The following is a 13,505-nucleotide window of genomic DNA, read 5'->3' on the forward strand; positions in this document are numbered from 1 at the left end:
CCGACGAGGCGCCCTTGTCCTCCCCCCTTGGGGTAAGGTGGCCCGGCGGCGACGCCGACGGGACGGATGGGGGTCGTGCAGGATGAAACGTAACGGTGCCTCCTGCACGACCCCCACCCCCGACCCCTCCCCCAAGGGGGAGGGGAGACCGTCGCGCTCTTCATCGACCATCCACCAATCCTCCGGAGACCCCCCGATGTCCTCCTGCTCCGTTCGCCCCCAGGCCGCGCCGCGGCGTCCGATCAGCGTCGGCGGTCGTCCGATCTCGCAGGCGATGATCTCGCGCGAGGTGCAGAACCACCCCGCCGAGACGCCCGTCGGCGCCTGGAAGCAGGCTGCGCTCGCGCTCGTGCTGCGCGAGGCGCTCGCGCAGGAGGTGCGCCGGCTCGGGATCGCGGCCGAGCCGCTCGCCGATGCGGACGGGCGCCGCGAGACGCAGAGCGAGGCGGACATGCGCGCGCTCGTCGAGCGCGAGGTGAGCGTGCCGGAGCCGACGCAGGACGAGTGCCGGCGCTTCTACGAGACGAACCGCACCCGCTTTCGCGCGCCGACCCTCTACGAGGCCGCCCACATCCTGATCGGCGCGCCGCGCGCCGACGAGGCCGCCTATGCGGCCGCGCGCGAGGCGGCCGCGCGGCTCATCGCCCATCTCGACGAGCGCCCCCAGGATTTCGCCGCGCTGGCGAGGGCGCACTCGACCTGCCCCTCGCGCGAGGAGGGCGGGCATCTCGGCCAGGTCCGGTCCGGGGAGACGACGCCCGAATTCGAGGCGGCGCTCGACGCGCTCCAGCCCGGCGCCACCACCGCGCAGCCCGTCGAGACGCGCTACGGCCACCACGTGATCCGGCTCGACCGGCGCATTCACGGCGAGATCCTGCCCTTCGAGAGTGTGGCGCCGCGCATCGCCCATTATCTCGGCGAGGCCGTGCGGCGTCGCGCGCAGGCGCAATACGTCGCCCGCCTCTTGGCGCGTGCGAACGTCGTCGGCCTCGACATCCCCGCGCCCGACGCGCTCGGCGTGCATTGAGGAGGCCGCCATGCTGCTCGGAACGCTGATCCGCGACCTCGAGGACGAGACGCGCGCGATGGAGACCCTCGTCGCGCTCGGCGACCTGCCGCTTCTCGCGGAAGTCGAGGGCGCCGCCGCGCGCGACGGCCTCACCCCCAGCGCCTTCGCCGCGCAGGCGGTCGCGATCTTCGCCAATTCCGCGGGCGACGACGAATGGGTGTCGCTGATCGGCAAGATCGGCCGCGCGGAGGATCCGGGCGCGGCCTGCCTGTCGGCGATGATCGCCTTCGCGCTGCGCCCCGCCGCGCCCGCGGGTTGCGGCCACGCGCACGGGGTGTGAGCGATGAGCTGCCCGGCCCGCGCGCTGATCGACGGCCACGCCCGCCGCGTCACCTATCTGCGCGTCTCCGTGACCGATCGCTGCGACCTGCGCTGCGTGTATTGCATGTCGGAGGCGATGAGCTTTCTCCCGAAGCGCGATCTCCTCACGCTGGAAGAGCTCGACCGTCTCTGCTCCGCCTTCGTCGATCGCGGCGTGCGCAAGATCCGGCTCACCGGCGGCGAGCCGCTGGTGCGGCGCGACGTGCGCGCGCTGATCGGCGGGCTCTCGCGCCATCTCGCCTCGGGGCGTCTCGACGAGATCACGCTGACGACGAACGGCACGCTCCTGTCCCGCCACGCGCAGGCGCTCGCGGATCACGGCGTGCGGCGCGTCAACGTCTCCCTCGACACGCTCGACCCCGATCGCTACCGCGCGATCACCCGTTGGGGCGCGCTCGACCAGGTGCTCGACGGGCTCGCGGCCGCGCGCGCGGCGGGGTTGGCGGTGAAGCTCAACGCGGTCGCGCTCGCGGGCGTCAACGAGGACGAGATCGAGCGGCTCGTGCGCTTCGCCCATGGCGAGGGCATGGACATCACGCTCATCGAGGTGATGCCGCTCGGCGACGTCGGGGTCGCGCGCGAGGACCAGTTCCTCTCGCTCGAGACGGTGCGCGCGCGGCTCGCGGAGCGGCTGACGCTGACCCCGATCGCGGATCGCACCGGCGGGCCGGCACGCTACGTGCGCGTGGCCGAGACCGGCGGGCGGCTCGGCTTCATCACGCCGATGTCGCACAATTTCTGCGAGAGTTGCAACCGGGTCCGGGTCACCTGCACCGGCATGCTCTATACCTGCCTCGGCCACGAGGAGGGGAGGGACCTGCGCCGGGCCCTGCGCGGCTCGGAGGGCGACGGTCTCCTCCATGCGGCGATCGACGACGCCGTCGCCAACAAGCCGAAGGGCCACGATTTCGACCTCTCGCGCGCCGGCCCGCCGATGCTCGCGCGCCACATGAGCGTCACGGGAGGCTGACGATGGACCGCCCCGCCCGCATCGGCATCCTCACGATCTCGGATCGCGCGAGCGCCGGCCTCTATGCCGACGAGAGCGGGCCTGCGATCGAAGCCGTCCTCGCCGAGATGCTGACGAGCCCGTTCGAGGCGATATCGCGGATCGTGCCGGACGGCATCGAGAGCGTGCATGCAGGCATCGTCGGCCTCGTCGACGAGGCGGGCTGCGACCTCGTCCTCACCACCGGCGGCACCGGCCCCGCGCCGCGCGACCTGACCCCGGAGGCGACGGAGCGCGCCTGCGAGAAGATGCTGCCGGGCTTCGGCGAGCTGATGCGCGCGAAAAGCCTCGAGCGCGTGCCCACCGCCATCCTCTCGCGCCAGACGGCCGGCATCCGCGGCCGCGCGCTTATCGTCAACCTGCCCGGCCGCCCGAGCTCCATCCGCACGACGCTTCTCGCCGTGATGCCCGCAATCCCCTATTGCCTCGGCCTGATCGGCGCGGCGCGGATCGAGACGGATCCGGCTTTGGTGGCGGCGTTCCGGCCGTAGAGGCGAGGCCGCCCCTCCACCGTGTCATCCCCGGCCGGAGCATGCAGAGCGTGCGGAGGGGAGGGGGACCCAGCGCAAGACGTGTGCGAAGCACACTATCGTGCCGCCGATCAGGCGGCTCGTCGCCGCCGCAAGAGCTTGCTGCGCAAGCGATTCTCGTGCCGGGTCCCCTTTCCCTCCGCCGCTTCGCGGCTCCGGCCGGGGACGACACCCTCGGCGCTTCTCCCCCGCGAAGAACCGTCATTCCGGCCGCAGGAGGTGGAGCGCGTAGAGGCCCTCGGCATCGTGCCAGGAGCGCTCGGGCGCGAAGCCCGCGGCGGTGGCGAGGCGCAGGAAGTCCTCGACGCTCATCTTGTAGGAGCTGTCCGTGTGCAGGCTCTCGCCCGCGGCGAGCGCGAAGCGGCGATCGCGAAGCGCGATCGTCACGGGGCGCAGCGCGACGAGATGCGCCTCGACGCGGAAGGGATCGCGCGCGATGCGGATCTCGTGGCGGAAATCGGCGGGGTCGATCGCAACGCCGAGGCTGCGCGCGAGATGGCGCAGCATGTTGAGGTGCAGCGCCGGCATCAGCCCGTCCGCTTCCCCGTAGGCGCGCGCGAGGCGCGCCTCGTCGCGGTTCGGATCGTGGCCGATGAGGAGCCGCCCGCCGCCGAGCGTCTCGCGGATGCGGGCGAGGAAGGCGACGACCTCTTCGGGCGGGAAATTGCCGATCGTCGAGCCGGGGAAGAAGCCGAGGATCGGCGCGCGCGCCTCGTCCGGCAGCGCGATGGCGTGCGTGTAATCGGCGACGAGCGGGTGGACGGCGAGGCCGGGATAGGCCTGCGCGATGCGCGCCGCCGCCCGCGCGAGGTAATCGGCCGAGATGTCGATCGCGACGTAGAGCGCGGGCTCGGGCAGCGCGTCGAGGAGGAGGCGCACCTTCCGGCTCGCGCCCGATCCGTATTCGACGAGGCTCGCGCGCGGGCCGATGCGCGCGGCGATCTCCGGCGCGGCAGCCTCGAGAAGGGCCGTCTCGGCGCGGGTGAGGTAGTAATCCTGCGTGTCGCAGATGCGGTCGAAGATCTCCGAGCCGGTCTCGTCCCAGAGATACTTGCCGGAGAGACGCTTCTGGGGCTGCGAGAGCCCGGCGACGACGTCTGCGAGCACGCGCTCGCGCGGCACGGGAAAGCTTTCGCCGAGGCGCTTGTGCACGGGGGCCGCTCCGGATTTCGCGCCACCGCGACGGGCGCCCGCGGAAAACGCAGGCTCGGCCGTGTTCGTTCCGCGTGCGGCGGCTAGGGTCCCGCGGCCGCGACCGCGGCGAGCCCCCCGTGCTCGCCGGCGAGGACGGCGCGGATCTCGCGCAGGAGCGAGCCGTCCTCGAGCGGCTTCTCCAGAACCCGGGCGATCCCCGCGAGCGCGGCGGCCGCGCGCATGTCGTCGCTCGCCTTGGCGGTGATCAGGATCGCCGGCAGGTGATCCTGCAGGCCGCGCAGCCGCTCGACGAGCGCGATGCCGTCGAGGCCGGGCATGTAGAAGTCGACGACGAGGCAGGCTTCGCCGGGAAGCCGCTCGGCGGCCAGCGCCTCGGCGCCGTCGGCGAAGGTGAGGACGCGCAGCCCCTCCTGCTCCAGAGCGAAGGCGAGGGACCGGCGCACCGCCTCGTCGTCGTCGATGACGATCACATCGGGTTTCTTCAGCGGCATGGGCTCGTCTCGGAACGTCGCGCTCGCGGGCAAAAGCAGCGCAGAACCCCTATATGCCCGCCCCCGCGGGAGACCTCCATTCAGGGCTGTCCCTTAAGCGGTTTGTACCGCAGGGGCCGCCCCGTCGGCGGCAGGCGCCCGCTCCTCACCCCGGCTCCATGCCCGACACGAGCGCCATGCGCACGAGCTCGGAGAGGGAGCCCGCCTGCATCTTCGTCATCAGGTTGGCGCGGTAGATCTCGACCGTGCGGTGGCTGATGCCGAGATCGTAGGCGATGATCTTGTTCGGCTTGCCGGCGACGAGACCCTCGAGCACCTGGCGCTCGCGCTCGGAGAGGGTGGCGATGCGCTCGCGGAAGGCGGCGGCGCGGGCGTCGCCCGTGCTCGCCCGCTCGCGCCGCTCGAGCGCACCCCGAATCGTGCCGAGGAAATGATCGTCCGAGAACGGCTTCTCGATGAAGTCGACCGCGCCCTCCTTCATCGCCTCGACGGCGAGCGGCACGTCGGCATGGCCCGTGATCACGATCACCGGCACCGCGAAACCCTTCGCCTTCAGGCGGCGCAGGAATGCGATGCCGTCGGTGCCGGGCATGCGCACGTCGGTGACGATGCAGCCCTCCGGCGTCTCCGCGACGCTCGCGAGGAAGGCGTCGGCGCTCTCGTGGAGGCGCACGGGCAGCCCGTCCGAGGCGAGCAGGAAGGCGAGGGATTGCCGGACGGCCAGATCGTCGTCGACGACGTGGACGATGGCTTCACCGGGCATGCGACAACTCCTCTTCCTCGACGGACCGCAACGTGAACCGGAACGTGGTCCCGCCGCCCTTCTCGCTCTCGACCGTGATGCGGCCGCCATGCGATTCGATGATCGTTCGGCAGATCGACAGGCCGACACCCATCCCCTGCGCCTTCGTGGTCACGAAGGGCTGGAACAGCTTCTCGGCGATCTCGGGCGCGATGCCGGTGCCGGTGTCGTGCACGCAGACCTCGATCATGCGCGCCTCCGGCAGAGCCTGCGTCGCCACGACGAGCTCGCGGCGCGCGCTCTCCTCCATCGCCTCGATGGCGTTGCGCATCAGGTTGAGCAGCACCTGCTGCACCTGGATGCGGTCGGCCAGCACGAGCTTCGCCTTCGGATCGAAGCGATAGGCGACGCGCACCCCGCGCTCGCGGGCGCCGACGAGGGCGAGCGCGCTCGCCTCCTCGATGAGCTTCGGGAGATCCTCGATGTGGCGCTCGCTCTCGCCGCGGGCGACGAACTCGCGCAGGTGGCGGATCACCTGTCCCGCGCGCAGCGCCTGCTCGCCCGCCTCGTTGACCGCATCGCGCAGGAGCGCGACCTGCGGTCCCTCCATCCGCTCGAGGATGCGCCGACAGCCCTTGAGGTAATTGGCGATCGCGGTGAGCGGCTGGTTGATCTCGTGGGCGAGCGCCGAGGCCATCTCGCCGAGCGCGGTGTAGCGCGACATGTGGACGAGCTCGGATTGCAGCTCGGCGAGCCGCGTCTCGGTCTTCTGCCGCTCGGTCAGATCGCGCAGGAACCCGGTGAAGAAATGCCCGTCGGGCGTCTGCATCTCGCCGACCGCGAGCTCGACGGGGAAGGTCGTGCCGTCCTTGTGCTGGCCGACGACGACGCGCCCGCGCCCGATCACCCGCTTCTCGCCGGTCTCGAGGTAGCGGCTCATATAGGTGTCGTGGTCGTCGCGGTAGGGGTTGGGCATCAGCATGCGGACGTTCTCGCCGATCGCCTCTTCCGGCGTGTAGCCGAACATGCGCACCGCCGTCGCCGAGAAGGAGATCATCGTGCCGATCTCGTCGGCGACGATCATCGCGTCCGGCACCGTCTCGAGGATCGAGCGCAGATGCGCCTCGCGGTGGCGCAGCCGGGCTTCCGCGGCGACGACGTCGGTGACGTCGCAGGTCGCCTTCGCGTAGCCCGTGAGCCGGCCGTCCGGATCGTAGATCGGCGCGATCGTCGTCTTGACGACGAAGGACGAGCCGTCCTTGCGGATGCGCCGGCCCTGCTCGTAATAGCGGCCGAGCTCGACCGCGAGCGCGAGCGCGCGCTCGGGCTTGCCCGCCGCGACGTCCTCGGGCGGGTAGAGGATCGAGAAATGGCGGCCGATCGCCTCCTCGCGCGGCCAGAGCGTGAGCCGCTCCGCGCCGATGTTCCAGGACAGGATGATCCCGTTCACGTCCAGGATCGGAACGGCGATGTCGGGGATCGATTCGACGACCCGGTCGGGCCGCGGCGCTCCCGCGCCGTCTCCCTCGCTCCCCTTCCTCATGCCACGCAAAAAGCCCTCCCGCGCCGAGGTCCGGCGTCCCCGTCTAGCACTCCACACGGGAGAATTCACGGCGCAGCGCGAAAAATGGTTCCTCATCGCGGCACGACGGCGGCGAGCGGGTCGATTCCGACGAGCCGCGCATGGCCGTCGAGGAGGAACCAGCCATAGAGGACGAGCGCGAGCGCGGCGTAGGGGAGGGCGGCGGCGAGGCCGTGCGGGCGCGCGCGCCCGGCGAGGATCGCCGCGAAGGGCACGACCGAGGTCTTGCCCGCGAGCGCCCGCCAGCGCTCCGGCCCGAGCCGCCGCCGCGCCCGCGCGTCGACGATGCGCATGCCGAGGAGCGAGAAGGCGGCCATGCCGCCGAACAGGATCAGCGCGACAGCGTCCCCGTTCGCCGGCACGTGCGCGAGCGCCCAGAGCGCGAAACCCCACAGGATCGGGTGGCGGGTGATCGCGACGATCGCCCCAGGCTCCTCGCCGCGCCGGAAGGACACCGACAGAGGGTTCGGCGCGGCCGCGCCCGCGATCAGGAAGAGGAAGGCGAGCGGCATCAGGGCGATGGCGAGGTGCCATTGCCAGGGTGCCGGATCCCAGAGAGCGAGATGGGGCGCCCGGAGCGCGGCGTCGATCAGCCAGACGAGGAGGCCGAGCGAGACCGCGGAATAGGCCGCGACATAACCCCCGCGGCCGAGCCGCGCGACGAGGCGCGCCTTCGTGCCGGTCATGGCCGGCAGGGAATGGGCGGCGAGGAAGGCGGCGAGCGCTGCGAGGAACTCGATCATGGGCCGGTCGGATGCGAGGCGGCGGGCGGGCGGCGGGGAACGACGGCGGGCGTCCCGCCTTTGTCCCGACGCTCGGAGCCGAACGAACAGGAGGAAGAACCATGACCGACGATCCGACGAAGCTCCCCTCCGGCGCGGGAAAGGTCGCCGCCGCCTATCCGGAGATCTGGTCCGCCTATGCGGATCTCGGCCGCGCCTGCTCGCAGGCGGGCCCGATCGGCGGGCAGACCGCGCGGCTCGTCAAGCTCGCGCTCGCGATCGGCGCGCTCTCGGAGGGCGCCGTTCATTCCCACACCCGCCGCGCGCTCGAGGAGGGCATCGCGCCGGATGCGTTGAAGCAGGTCGCGCTGATGGCGATCCCGACGCTGGGCTTCCCCCAGGCGGTGCGCGCGCTCACCTGGATCGAGGACATCACGAACGCGAAGGGCTGAGCGCGCAGCCCTCCTCCTCGTCGCCGTCGCGGATCGGCGCGAGCCCCATGTAAGCGGGGTCGACCTCGTGGGCGAGGCAGGGCGGCGAGGCGAGATCGACGCCGTCGGCGCGTGCCCCGCGCGGATCGCGCTGGTCGTCCGGGGGCGCCTGCGGCTCGACGCTCGGGCGCCCCTCGTCGGGGCCCGGCTGCGGCGTGGGCTCGGGACGCTGCGGGGCGCCGGCCGGGCGCGGGCGATCGCCCGGGCCGGGGGAGGGCGAGAGGGGCGGGGGCGGCGTCTCGGGGTCGCTCACGGTGCGTGTCCTTCCTGTCGGGTCGGTGTCGTCTGCGCCTCGCGCATGCCCGCGGCGGCGCGCGCGGCGGCGTCCGAGACGTCGAGGAACAGGCGCTCGAGCTCGGCGAAGACGCTCGTGTCCGGCTCGGCCGCGCCGATCTCGTGCAGCTCGGCGAGGAGCCCGACGAGCCCCTCGATCCGCGCGAGCTCGCCGCGTGCGGCGAGGATGCGCTCGCGGCGCGCGCGGGCCTCCTCCAACGCCGCGAAGCGGGCGAGCGCCTCGTCGACGCGGGCGCGGCAGGCGCAATCGAGCTCGAGGCCGCCCACGATCGCGCCGACGCGCCGGATCGCGGCGGCGACCGCGCCGTCGACGGGCAGCGGCGCGGGGGGCTCGTGGGAGGCGCGCATCACGCGTCCACCCGATCGGCGAGGAGCTTGCGCCCATAGGCGGACGCGAAGCCGAGGAAGGCGCCGATCCACAGGAGCCCCGCGGCGGGCAGGAGGAGCCCCGCATGCGCCGGATCGAGGGCCGCGAGGATGCGCAGGATCGCGGCCGCCACGATGGCGGCATAGATCGCGACGGTCGCCCCGTCGGCGCAGAGCGCGCGGCCGGTATGGCCGAGGCTCGCGCGCGTCATCACCGCGAGCGTCGTCACCCCGATCGCGCCGACGGACCACGCGTGCAGCCCCGCGCTCCCGGCCCCCGGCAGACCGAGGAGGGCGTCGAGGCCGAGCAGCACGAAGCCCGCGGGCACGAAGAGATAGCCGACATGCAGGATCGTCACGAGCGGCTCGGGGAGCGTGCGATGCGGCGCCCAGCGCAGCTGGCGCACGAGATGGATGGTGCCGCTCGCGAGAAGCAGCGCGCCCGCGGGCGCGGCGATGGCGGGAACGGTCGGGATCGCGGCGAAGGCCGCGAGCGCGGCGCCCGCGAGGATCATCGCCGCGCGATCGAGGGGGCCGAACGGCGCGGGCAGCGGTCCCCGGCTCGCCGCCTTCATCCAATTGCCGGTGAAGGCCGGCACGATGCGCCCCGCGACGATGCTCACGAGGAGCACGATCGCCGCGAGCGCGATCCGCTCCGCGGTCTCGGCCGCGCCGGTCGCGGCGAGCTCGGCGTGGAAGAGGGCCTTCGCGGCGCACAGGACGACGAGGATGCCGACGATCTTCAGGTTGCGGCGATTGCCGGCGCGCAGGATCTCGTGCGCGACGAAGGCCGTCAGCGCGAGCGGGAAGGCGAGGCTCGCGAGCGCGATCGCGACGGGCGGCAGACCCGCGCCCATGAGGATCGCGAGGCGCCCGAAGAGCCAGAGCGCGAGGAGGCCGGCGAGCGGCGGCCCGGCGAGGGGGGCGCGACCGGTCCAATTCGGCACGGCGGTGAGCAGGAAGCCGGCGACGATCGCGGGGACGTATCCGAACAGGAGCTCGTGCGCATGCCAGGCGAGCGGCGGCAGCGCCGACGGCGGCGCGACCATGCCGAGATACCACGGCACGAACAGCGCCATCGCGAAGGCGGCGTGCAGGGCGCCGGCGAGGAAGAAGGGGCGCAGCCCGAGGCTCAGGACGGCCGGGCCGGATCGAATCGTTCGTGCCTGCGCCGTCGCCATGCGTGTTCTCGCTCGCGGATCGGGACCGTCCCCATCCGTTGCCAGAAGACGCGCGCCGCCCGCAATTCAGGGCGGGCCCTTAAGCGGGGGCCCGTGGGGGTGGCGGCTCGGAGCTTGTCGTTTTCCGTCCTTTAGCCCCGAAGTTGTCGTTTCGGGCGCGAAGCGAACCCGCAACCCAGACGCCCGACGAGCAGCCTACAGGCTGCGCCCGTCGACGCATCGATTGCCTGCGTTTGCGGAGCGAGCGCGCATGCGCGCTCGAACCAAGGTGGGGCTTCTGCGGAGGTTCCGGATTCCGGGCTCGGCTCTCGCGCCCCGGAATGACGGGCGGGGAATGATGCGAACTCCCAGCGCAGGAGGCGCGCCTCAAGCCGCCGCCACCTCCACCCCCACGCTCGCGAACGCGCTCTTGAGCGAGCGGATCAGGTGGTCGATGTCGGCGTCCGAGTGGAGGGGGTTTGGCGTGATGCGCAGGCGCTCGGTGCCGCGGGGGACGGTGGGGTAGTTGATCGGCTGCACGTAGATGCCGTGCTGCTCGAGCAGGATGTCGGAGATGCGCTTGCAGCGCACCGGATCGCCGACCATCACCGGCACGATGTGGCTCTCGTTCGCCAGATGGCGGATGCCGGCCTCGTCGAGGCGGCGGCGGACCTTGGCGACGCGCTCCTGGTGGCGCGCGCGCTCCGTCCCGCTCGCCATCAGATGGCGCACGGCCGCGAGCGCGCCCGAGGCGAGCGCCGGGGGCAGGGCGGTCGTGAAGATGAAGCCTGAGGCGAAGCTGCGCACGAAGTCGCAGAGCGCCGCCGAGCCCGCGATGTAGCCCCCCATCACGCCGAAGGCCTTGCCGAGCGTGCCCTCGATGAGGGTCAGGCGGTGCGAGAGCCCCTCGCGATCGGCGATGCCGCCCCCGCGCGGGCCGTAGAGGCCGACCGCATGGACCTCGTCGAGATAGGTCATGGCGCGGTAGCGATCGGCGACGTCGCAGATCTCGCGGATCGGGGCGATGTCGCCGTCCATCGAATAGACGCTCTCGAAGGCGACGATCTTGGGCCGGGCGGGGTCGATCGCCGCGAGCTTCGCCTCGAGATCGGCGACGTCGTTGTGGCGGAAGATCACCCGCTCGGCCTTCGAGTGCCGGATGCCCTCGATCATGGAGGCGTGGTTGCCGGCATCCGAGACGATCACCGCGTTCGGGAGCTTGGCGCCGAGCGTCGAGAGGCTCGCCCAGTTCGAGACGTAGCCCGAGGTGAAGAGGAGCGCCGCTTCCTTGCCGTGGAGCTCGGCGAGCGCCTCTTCGAGGAGTACGTGCGCATGCGCGGTGCCCGAGATGTTGCGCGTGCCGCCGGCGCCTGCGCCCGATCGGCCGAGCGTCTCCTGCATCGCGGCGACGACGTCCGGGTGCTGGCCCATGCCGAGATAATCGTTCGAGCACCAGACGGTCACCTCGCGCTCGAGGCCGTCCTTGCGCCAGACGGCTTTCGGGAAGCGGCCGAGGCGGCGCTCGAGATCGGCGAAGACGCGATAGCGTCCCTCCCGGTGCAGGCCGTCGAGTTCGGCGCGGAAGAAGGACTCGTAATCCATCATCGTCTCCACAGGCTGAAGGCGGCAGGCTTGGTCTCGACGGGCGCGGGCGCCGGATCGGGCTCGCGCCGCGGGACGGGGGTCTCCGCGGAGGTGTCGCGCGCGGCGAACCGCCAGAGCGCGATCGATTGGAAGGGCATGACCAGGAACCAATGCTCGAGGATCGCGAGCGCAAGCAGCGCGCCGACGAGCCCGTAGGCGGCCTGTTCGTGGGGCGTGGCCCCCGGCGCGAGCGCGGCCGAGGCGATCAGCGCGAGCGCGACCGTCGCCGCGCTCACCGAGACGGGGAAGAACGGGTTCATCGGCTTTCGCGTGAACCAGGACTTCAGATAAGCGAGGTGCGGCGGCAGGAATTCCTCGGCGTGGTTGGGCACGCCGAGATGGATGTTGATCTTCGCCGACAGCCGCATCACCCACAGGAGGCCGTAGGTCCAAGCGGCGATCTGGTTCGGCCCGCCCCAGGTGAGTACGAGGACGAGGGCGAAGCCGGCCAGGAGCGCAAGCTCGTGCCAGAGGATCGCCTCGATCGCGTGGCGGGTGCGGGCGAGCGGCGGCGTTCCCGGCGGCGAGGCCTCCTTGCGCGGGCCGGTGACGGCGCCCGTGAGGAAGGTGAGCTCGTTGAAGCCCCAGATCGCGAGCGCGCAGGTGAAGGCGCACAACGAGGCGGCGATTGTCGTCTCCCCCGCCGACCAGGCGAGCCCCAGAGCGGCCGCGCCCGAGAGCGCCGCCGCCGCCATCGTGCTGCGCCCGTGCGTCTCGCGCGGCAGCTGATCGAGGAACAGGATCAGCCCCGTGGCGAACCACCAGACGAACAGCGCGTAGAAGGCGCAGAGGAGGAGCGTCGTCATCGCGCCCGCGCCCTCACCAGGCCGGCTCGAGGCGCACCTGGGCGGGCGCCTCGTTGCTCTTGACGGGGATGAAATAGAGCCGCGCGAAGATCGCCGCCGCCTTCGCCGAGAGCCAGGTCTTCTTGAGCCTGCCCGCGATGCCGCCCTGCCGCGCGGCCTCCTCCATGCCCTTCGAGATCGCGCAGAGCCGATCGAGATTGGGGCGGAATGCCGGGTGGTCGATGTCGAGCACGCAGGGGAAGACCTGCTTCGACACTTCCGAGGTGATGCGGAAAACGCGGTAATCGTACTCGGTCGGGCTGATGCCGAGCGCCTTGTGGAAGGCGGGGCGGGCGTGGTCGCGGACATACATCGTGGCATAGACCGCGAGCAGGAAGAAGCGCACCCAATAGGCGTTGAGCCCCGAGACGAGATGCGGGTTCGCGCGCATCAGGAGCGCGAAGGCCTCGCCGTGGCGGAACTCGTCGTTGCACCACTTCTCGAACCATTTGAAGATCGGGTGGAAGCGCAGCTCCGGATTGCGCTCGAAGATGCGATAGATGGTGATGTAGCGCGCATAGCCGATCTTCTCGGACAGATAGGTCGCGTAGAAGATGAATTTCGGCTTGAAATAGGTGTATTTCTTCGCCTTCGTCAGGAAGCCGAGATCGACCGCGATGTCGAGATCCTTGAGGGTGTCGTTGATGAAGCCCGCGTGCCGGCCCTCGTCGCGGGCCATGAGCGCGAAGAGCTCGCGCACGTCGGCGTTCTTCATGTGCTTCTTGAGCTCGACGTAGAGCACGCAGCCCGAGAACTCGGCCGTGACGGAGGAGACGAGGAATTCCTTCAATTCCTCCTGCAGGTCTTCCGGCAGCGAGGAGAGGTCGAAATCGTCCCATTCGGCGGTGCGCTTGAAATGGCCCTTGTTCGGGTCGTCGCGCATCTCCTTGATGAGCGCGTCCCATTCCGCGCGCACGGGCGTCACGTCGAGCGCATCCATCGCCGCATGGTCCGTGGTGTAGAAGCGCGGCGAGAGGATCGTGCTCTCCTGGGCGCGGCGCGTCGAGTCGTTGACCTTGCGGGCGTCGATCCGCCGGTCTTCGCTCTTGCGGGTCTGGCCGACCCCACCTTCCATCGAGATCAT

Annotated in this window: 16 protein-coding genes; 5 read left to right on the forward strand and 11 right to left on the reverse strand. The window is 71.4% G+C overall.

Going from position 1 to position 13,505, the window contains the following annotated elements; translation table 11 throughout:
• Positions 1-196: 196 nt before the first annotated feature.
• Genes ACK4UM_RS17270 through mog form a run of 4 tightly spaced genes read left to right on the forward strand, consistent with a single transcriptional unit; the run spans position 197 to position 2,890 of the window.
• Positions 197-1,027 (forward strand): peptidylprolyl isomerase, encoded by an 831-nt coding sequence (locus tag ACK4UM_RS17270; protein ID WP_409801642.1) that lies wholly within the window; start codon positions 197-199, stop codon positions 1,025-1,027.
• 10 nt (positions 1,028-1,037) lie between these two features.
• A complete protein-coding gene (locus ACK4UM_RS17275) occupies positions 1,038-1,349 on the forward strand; it encodes a hypothetical protein (protein ID WP_409801645.1) in 312 nt (103 codons plus the stop codon).
• A 3-nt stretch (positions 1,350-1,352) separates the two neighbouring features.
• Positions 1,353-2,360 carry a GTP 3',8-cyclase MoaA gene (gene moaA, locus ACK4UM_RS17280; protein ID WP_409801648.1) on the forward strand — a complete coding sequence of 336 codons (1,008 nt, stop codon included), beginning with the start codon at positions 1,353-1,355 and terminating at the stop codon, positions 2,358-2,360.
• A gap of 2 nt (positions 2,361-2,362) precedes the next feature.
• Complete coding sequence (gene mog / locus ACK4UM_RS17285) at positions 2,363-2,890, forward strand: molybdopterin adenylyltransferase (protein WP_409801651.1); 528 nt, start codon at positions 2,363-2,365, stop codon at positions 2,888-2,890.
• A gap of 240 nt (positions 2,891-3,130) precedes the next feature.
• On the opposite strand, the gene egtD is transcribed toward mog, so the two are convergent.
• From egtD to ACK4UM_RS17310, 5 genes are all read right to left on the reverse strand, one after another.
• Positions 3,131-4,081: an L-histidine N(alpha)-methyltransferase gene (egtD, locus tag ACK4UM_RS17290; RefSeq protein ID WP_409801654.1), complete on the reverse strand. Its 951-nt coding sequence runs from the start codon at positions 4,079-4,081 to the stop codon at positions 3,131-3,133.
• Between the two features lie 83 nt (positions 4,082-4,164).
• Complete coding sequence (locus ACK4UM_RS17295) at positions 4,165-4,575, reverse strand: response regulator transcription factor (protein WP_409801657.1); 411 nt, start codon at positions 4,573-4,575, stop codon at positions 4,165-4,167.
• Positions 4,576-4,720: 145 nt separating this feature from the next.
• Positions 4,721-5,338, reverse strand: coding sequence for a response regulator FixJ (gene fixJ / locus ACK4UM_RS17300; RefSeq protein WP_409801660.1), 618 nt, complete (start codon positions 5,336-5,338; stop codon positions 4,721-4,723).
• Positions 5,328-6,860, reverse strand: a complete 1,533-nt coding sequence (locus tag ACK4UM_RS17305) for a PAS domain S-box protein (RefSeq protein WP_409801663.1) — start codon at positions 6,858-6,860, stop codon at positions 5,328-5,330. The genes fixJ and ACK4UM_RS17305 overlap by 11 nt, the downstream gene beginning before the upstream one ends.
• A 92-nt stretch (positions 6,861-6,952) precedes the next feature.
• Complete coding sequence (locus ACK4UM_RS17310) at positions 6,953-7,642, reverse strand: NnrU family protein (protein WP_409801665.1); 690 nt, start codon at positions 7,640-7,642, stop codon at positions 6,953-6,955.
• Between the two features lie 101 nt (positions 7,643-7,743).
• Between ACK4UM_RS17310 and ACK4UM_RS17315 the strand changes: the two genes are divergently transcribed.
• Positions 7,744-8,073 carry a carboxymuconolactone decarboxylase family protein gene (locus ACK4UM_RS17315; RefSeq protein ID WP_409801668.1) on the forward strand — a complete coding sequence of 110 codons (330 nt, stop codon included), beginning with the start codon at positions 7,744-7,746 and terminating at the stop codon, positions 8,071-8,073.
• Here ACK4UM_RS17315 and ACK4UM_RS17320 read toward each other — a convergent pair.
• The 6 genes from ACK4UM_RS17320 to acsF all read right to left on the reverse strand — a co-directional run bounded on the left by ACK4UM_RS17320 (position 8,054) and on the right by acsF (position 13,505).
• Positions 8,054-8,365: a hypothetical protein gene (locus ACK4UM_RS17320; protein WP_409801671.1), complete on the reverse strand. Its 312-nt coding sequence runs from the start codon at positions 8,363-8,365 to the stop codon at positions 8,054-8,056. The genes ACK4UM_RS17315 and ACK4UM_RS17320 overlap by 20 nt on opposite strands.
• Positions 8,362-8,754: a hypothetical protein gene (locus ACK4UM_RS17325; RefSeq protein ID WP_409801673.1), complete on the reverse strand. Its 393-nt coding sequence runs from the start codon at positions 8,752-8,754 to the stop codon at positions 8,362-8,364. Before ACK4UM_RS17325 ends, ACK4UM_RS17320 begins: the two co-directional genes overlap by 4 nt.
• Positions 8,754-9,953 (reverse strand): NnrS family protein, encoded by a 1,200-nt coding sequence (locus ACK4UM_RS17330; RefSeq protein WP_409801676.1) that lies wholly within the window; start codon positions 9,951-9,953, stop codon positions 8,754-8,756. Before ACK4UM_RS17330 ends, ACK4UM_RS17325 begins: the two co-directional genes overlap by 1 nt.
• Before the next feature lie 366 nt (positions 9,954-10,319).
• Positions 10,320-11,534: a 5-aminolevulinate synthase gene (gene hemA / locus ACK4UM_RS17335; RefSeq protein WP_409801749.1), complete on the reverse strand. Its 1,215-nt coding sequence runs from the start codon at positions 11,532-11,534 to the stop codon at positions 10,320-10,322.
• Positions 11,534-12,382 carry a putative photosynthetic complex assembly protein PuhE gene (puhE, locus tag ACK4UM_RS17340; protein ID WP_409801679.1) on the reverse strand — a complete coding sequence of 283 codons (849 nt, stop codon included), beginning with the start codon at positions 12,380-12,382 and terminating at the stop codon, positions 11,534-11,536. Before puhE ends, hemA begins: the two co-directional genes overlap by 1 nt.
• A gap of 13 nt (positions 12,383-12,395) precedes the next feature.
• Complete coding sequence (gene acsF, locus ACK4UM_RS17345; RefSeq protein WP_409801682.1) at positions 12,396-13,505, reverse strand: magnesium-protoporphyrin IX monomethyl ester (oxidative) cyclase; 1,110 nt, start codon at positions 13,503-13,505, stop codon at positions 12,396-12,398.

The sequence above is a fragment of the Salinarimonas sp. genome, assembly GCF_046292825.1.
Taxonomy (GTDB): Bacteria; Pseudomonadota; Alphaproteobacteria; order Rhizobiales; family Beijerinckiaceae; genus Salinarimonas.

Bases quoted from the DNA above. Each gene is read 5' to 3' on its own strand.
- ACK4UM_RS17275 (WP_409801645.1), top strand. From the start codon at position 1,038: ATGCTGCTCGGAACGCTGATCCGCGACCTCGAGGACGAGACGCGCGCG.
- ACK4UM_RS17310 (WP_409801665.1), bottom strand. From the start codon at position 7,642: ATGATCGAGTTCCTCGCAGCGCTCGCCGCCTTCCTCGCCGCCCATTCC.
- moaA (WP_409801648.1), top strand. From the start codon at position 1,353: ATGAGCTGCCCGGCCCGCGCGCTGATCGACGGCCACGCCCGCCGCGTC.
- puhE (WP_409801679.1), bottom strand. From the start codon at position 12,382: ATGACGACGCTCCTCCTCTGCGCCTTCTACGCGCTGTTCGTCTGGTGG.
- ACK4UM_RS17270 (WP_409801642.1), top strand. From the start codon at position 197: ATGTCCTCCTGCTCCGTTCGCCCCCAGGCCGCGCCGCGGCGTCCGATC.
- ACK4UM_RS17315 (WP_409801668.1), top strand. From the start codon at position 7,744: ATGACCGACGATCCGACGAAGCTCCCCTCCGGCGCGGGAAAGGTCGCC.
- hemA (WP_409801749.1), bottom strand. From the start codon at position 11,534: ATGGATTACGAGTCCTTCTTCCGCGCCGAACTCGACGGCCTGCACCGG.
- ACK4UM_RS17325 (WP_409801673.1), bottom strand. From the start codon at position 8,754: ATGCGCGCCTCCCACGAGCCCCCCGCGCCGCTGCCCGTCGACGGCGCG.
- acsF (WP_409801682.1), bottom strand. From the start codon at position 13,505: ATGATCTCGATGGAAGGTGGGGTCGGCCAGACCCGCAAGAGCGAAGAC.
- fixJ (WP_409801660.1), bottom strand. From the start codon at position 5,338: ATGCCCGGTGAAGCCATCGTCCACGTCGTCGACGACGATCTGGCCGTC.
- ACK4UM_RS17330 (WP_409801676.1), bottom strand. From the start codon at position 9,953: ATGGCGACGGCGCAGGCACGAACGATTCGATCCGGCCCGGCCGTCCTG.
- ACK4UM_RS17305 (WP_409801663.1), bottom strand. From the start codon at position 6,860: ATGAGGAAGGGGAGCGAGGGAGACGGCGCGGGAGCGCCGCGGCCCGAC.
- mog (WP_409801651.1), top strand. From the start codon at position 2,363: ATGGACCGCCCCGCCCGCATCGGCATCCTCACGATCTCGGATCGCGCG.
- ACK4UM_RS17295 (WP_409801657.1), bottom strand. From the start codon at position 4,575: ATGCCGCTGAAGAAACCCGATGTGATCGTCATCGACGACGACGAGGCG.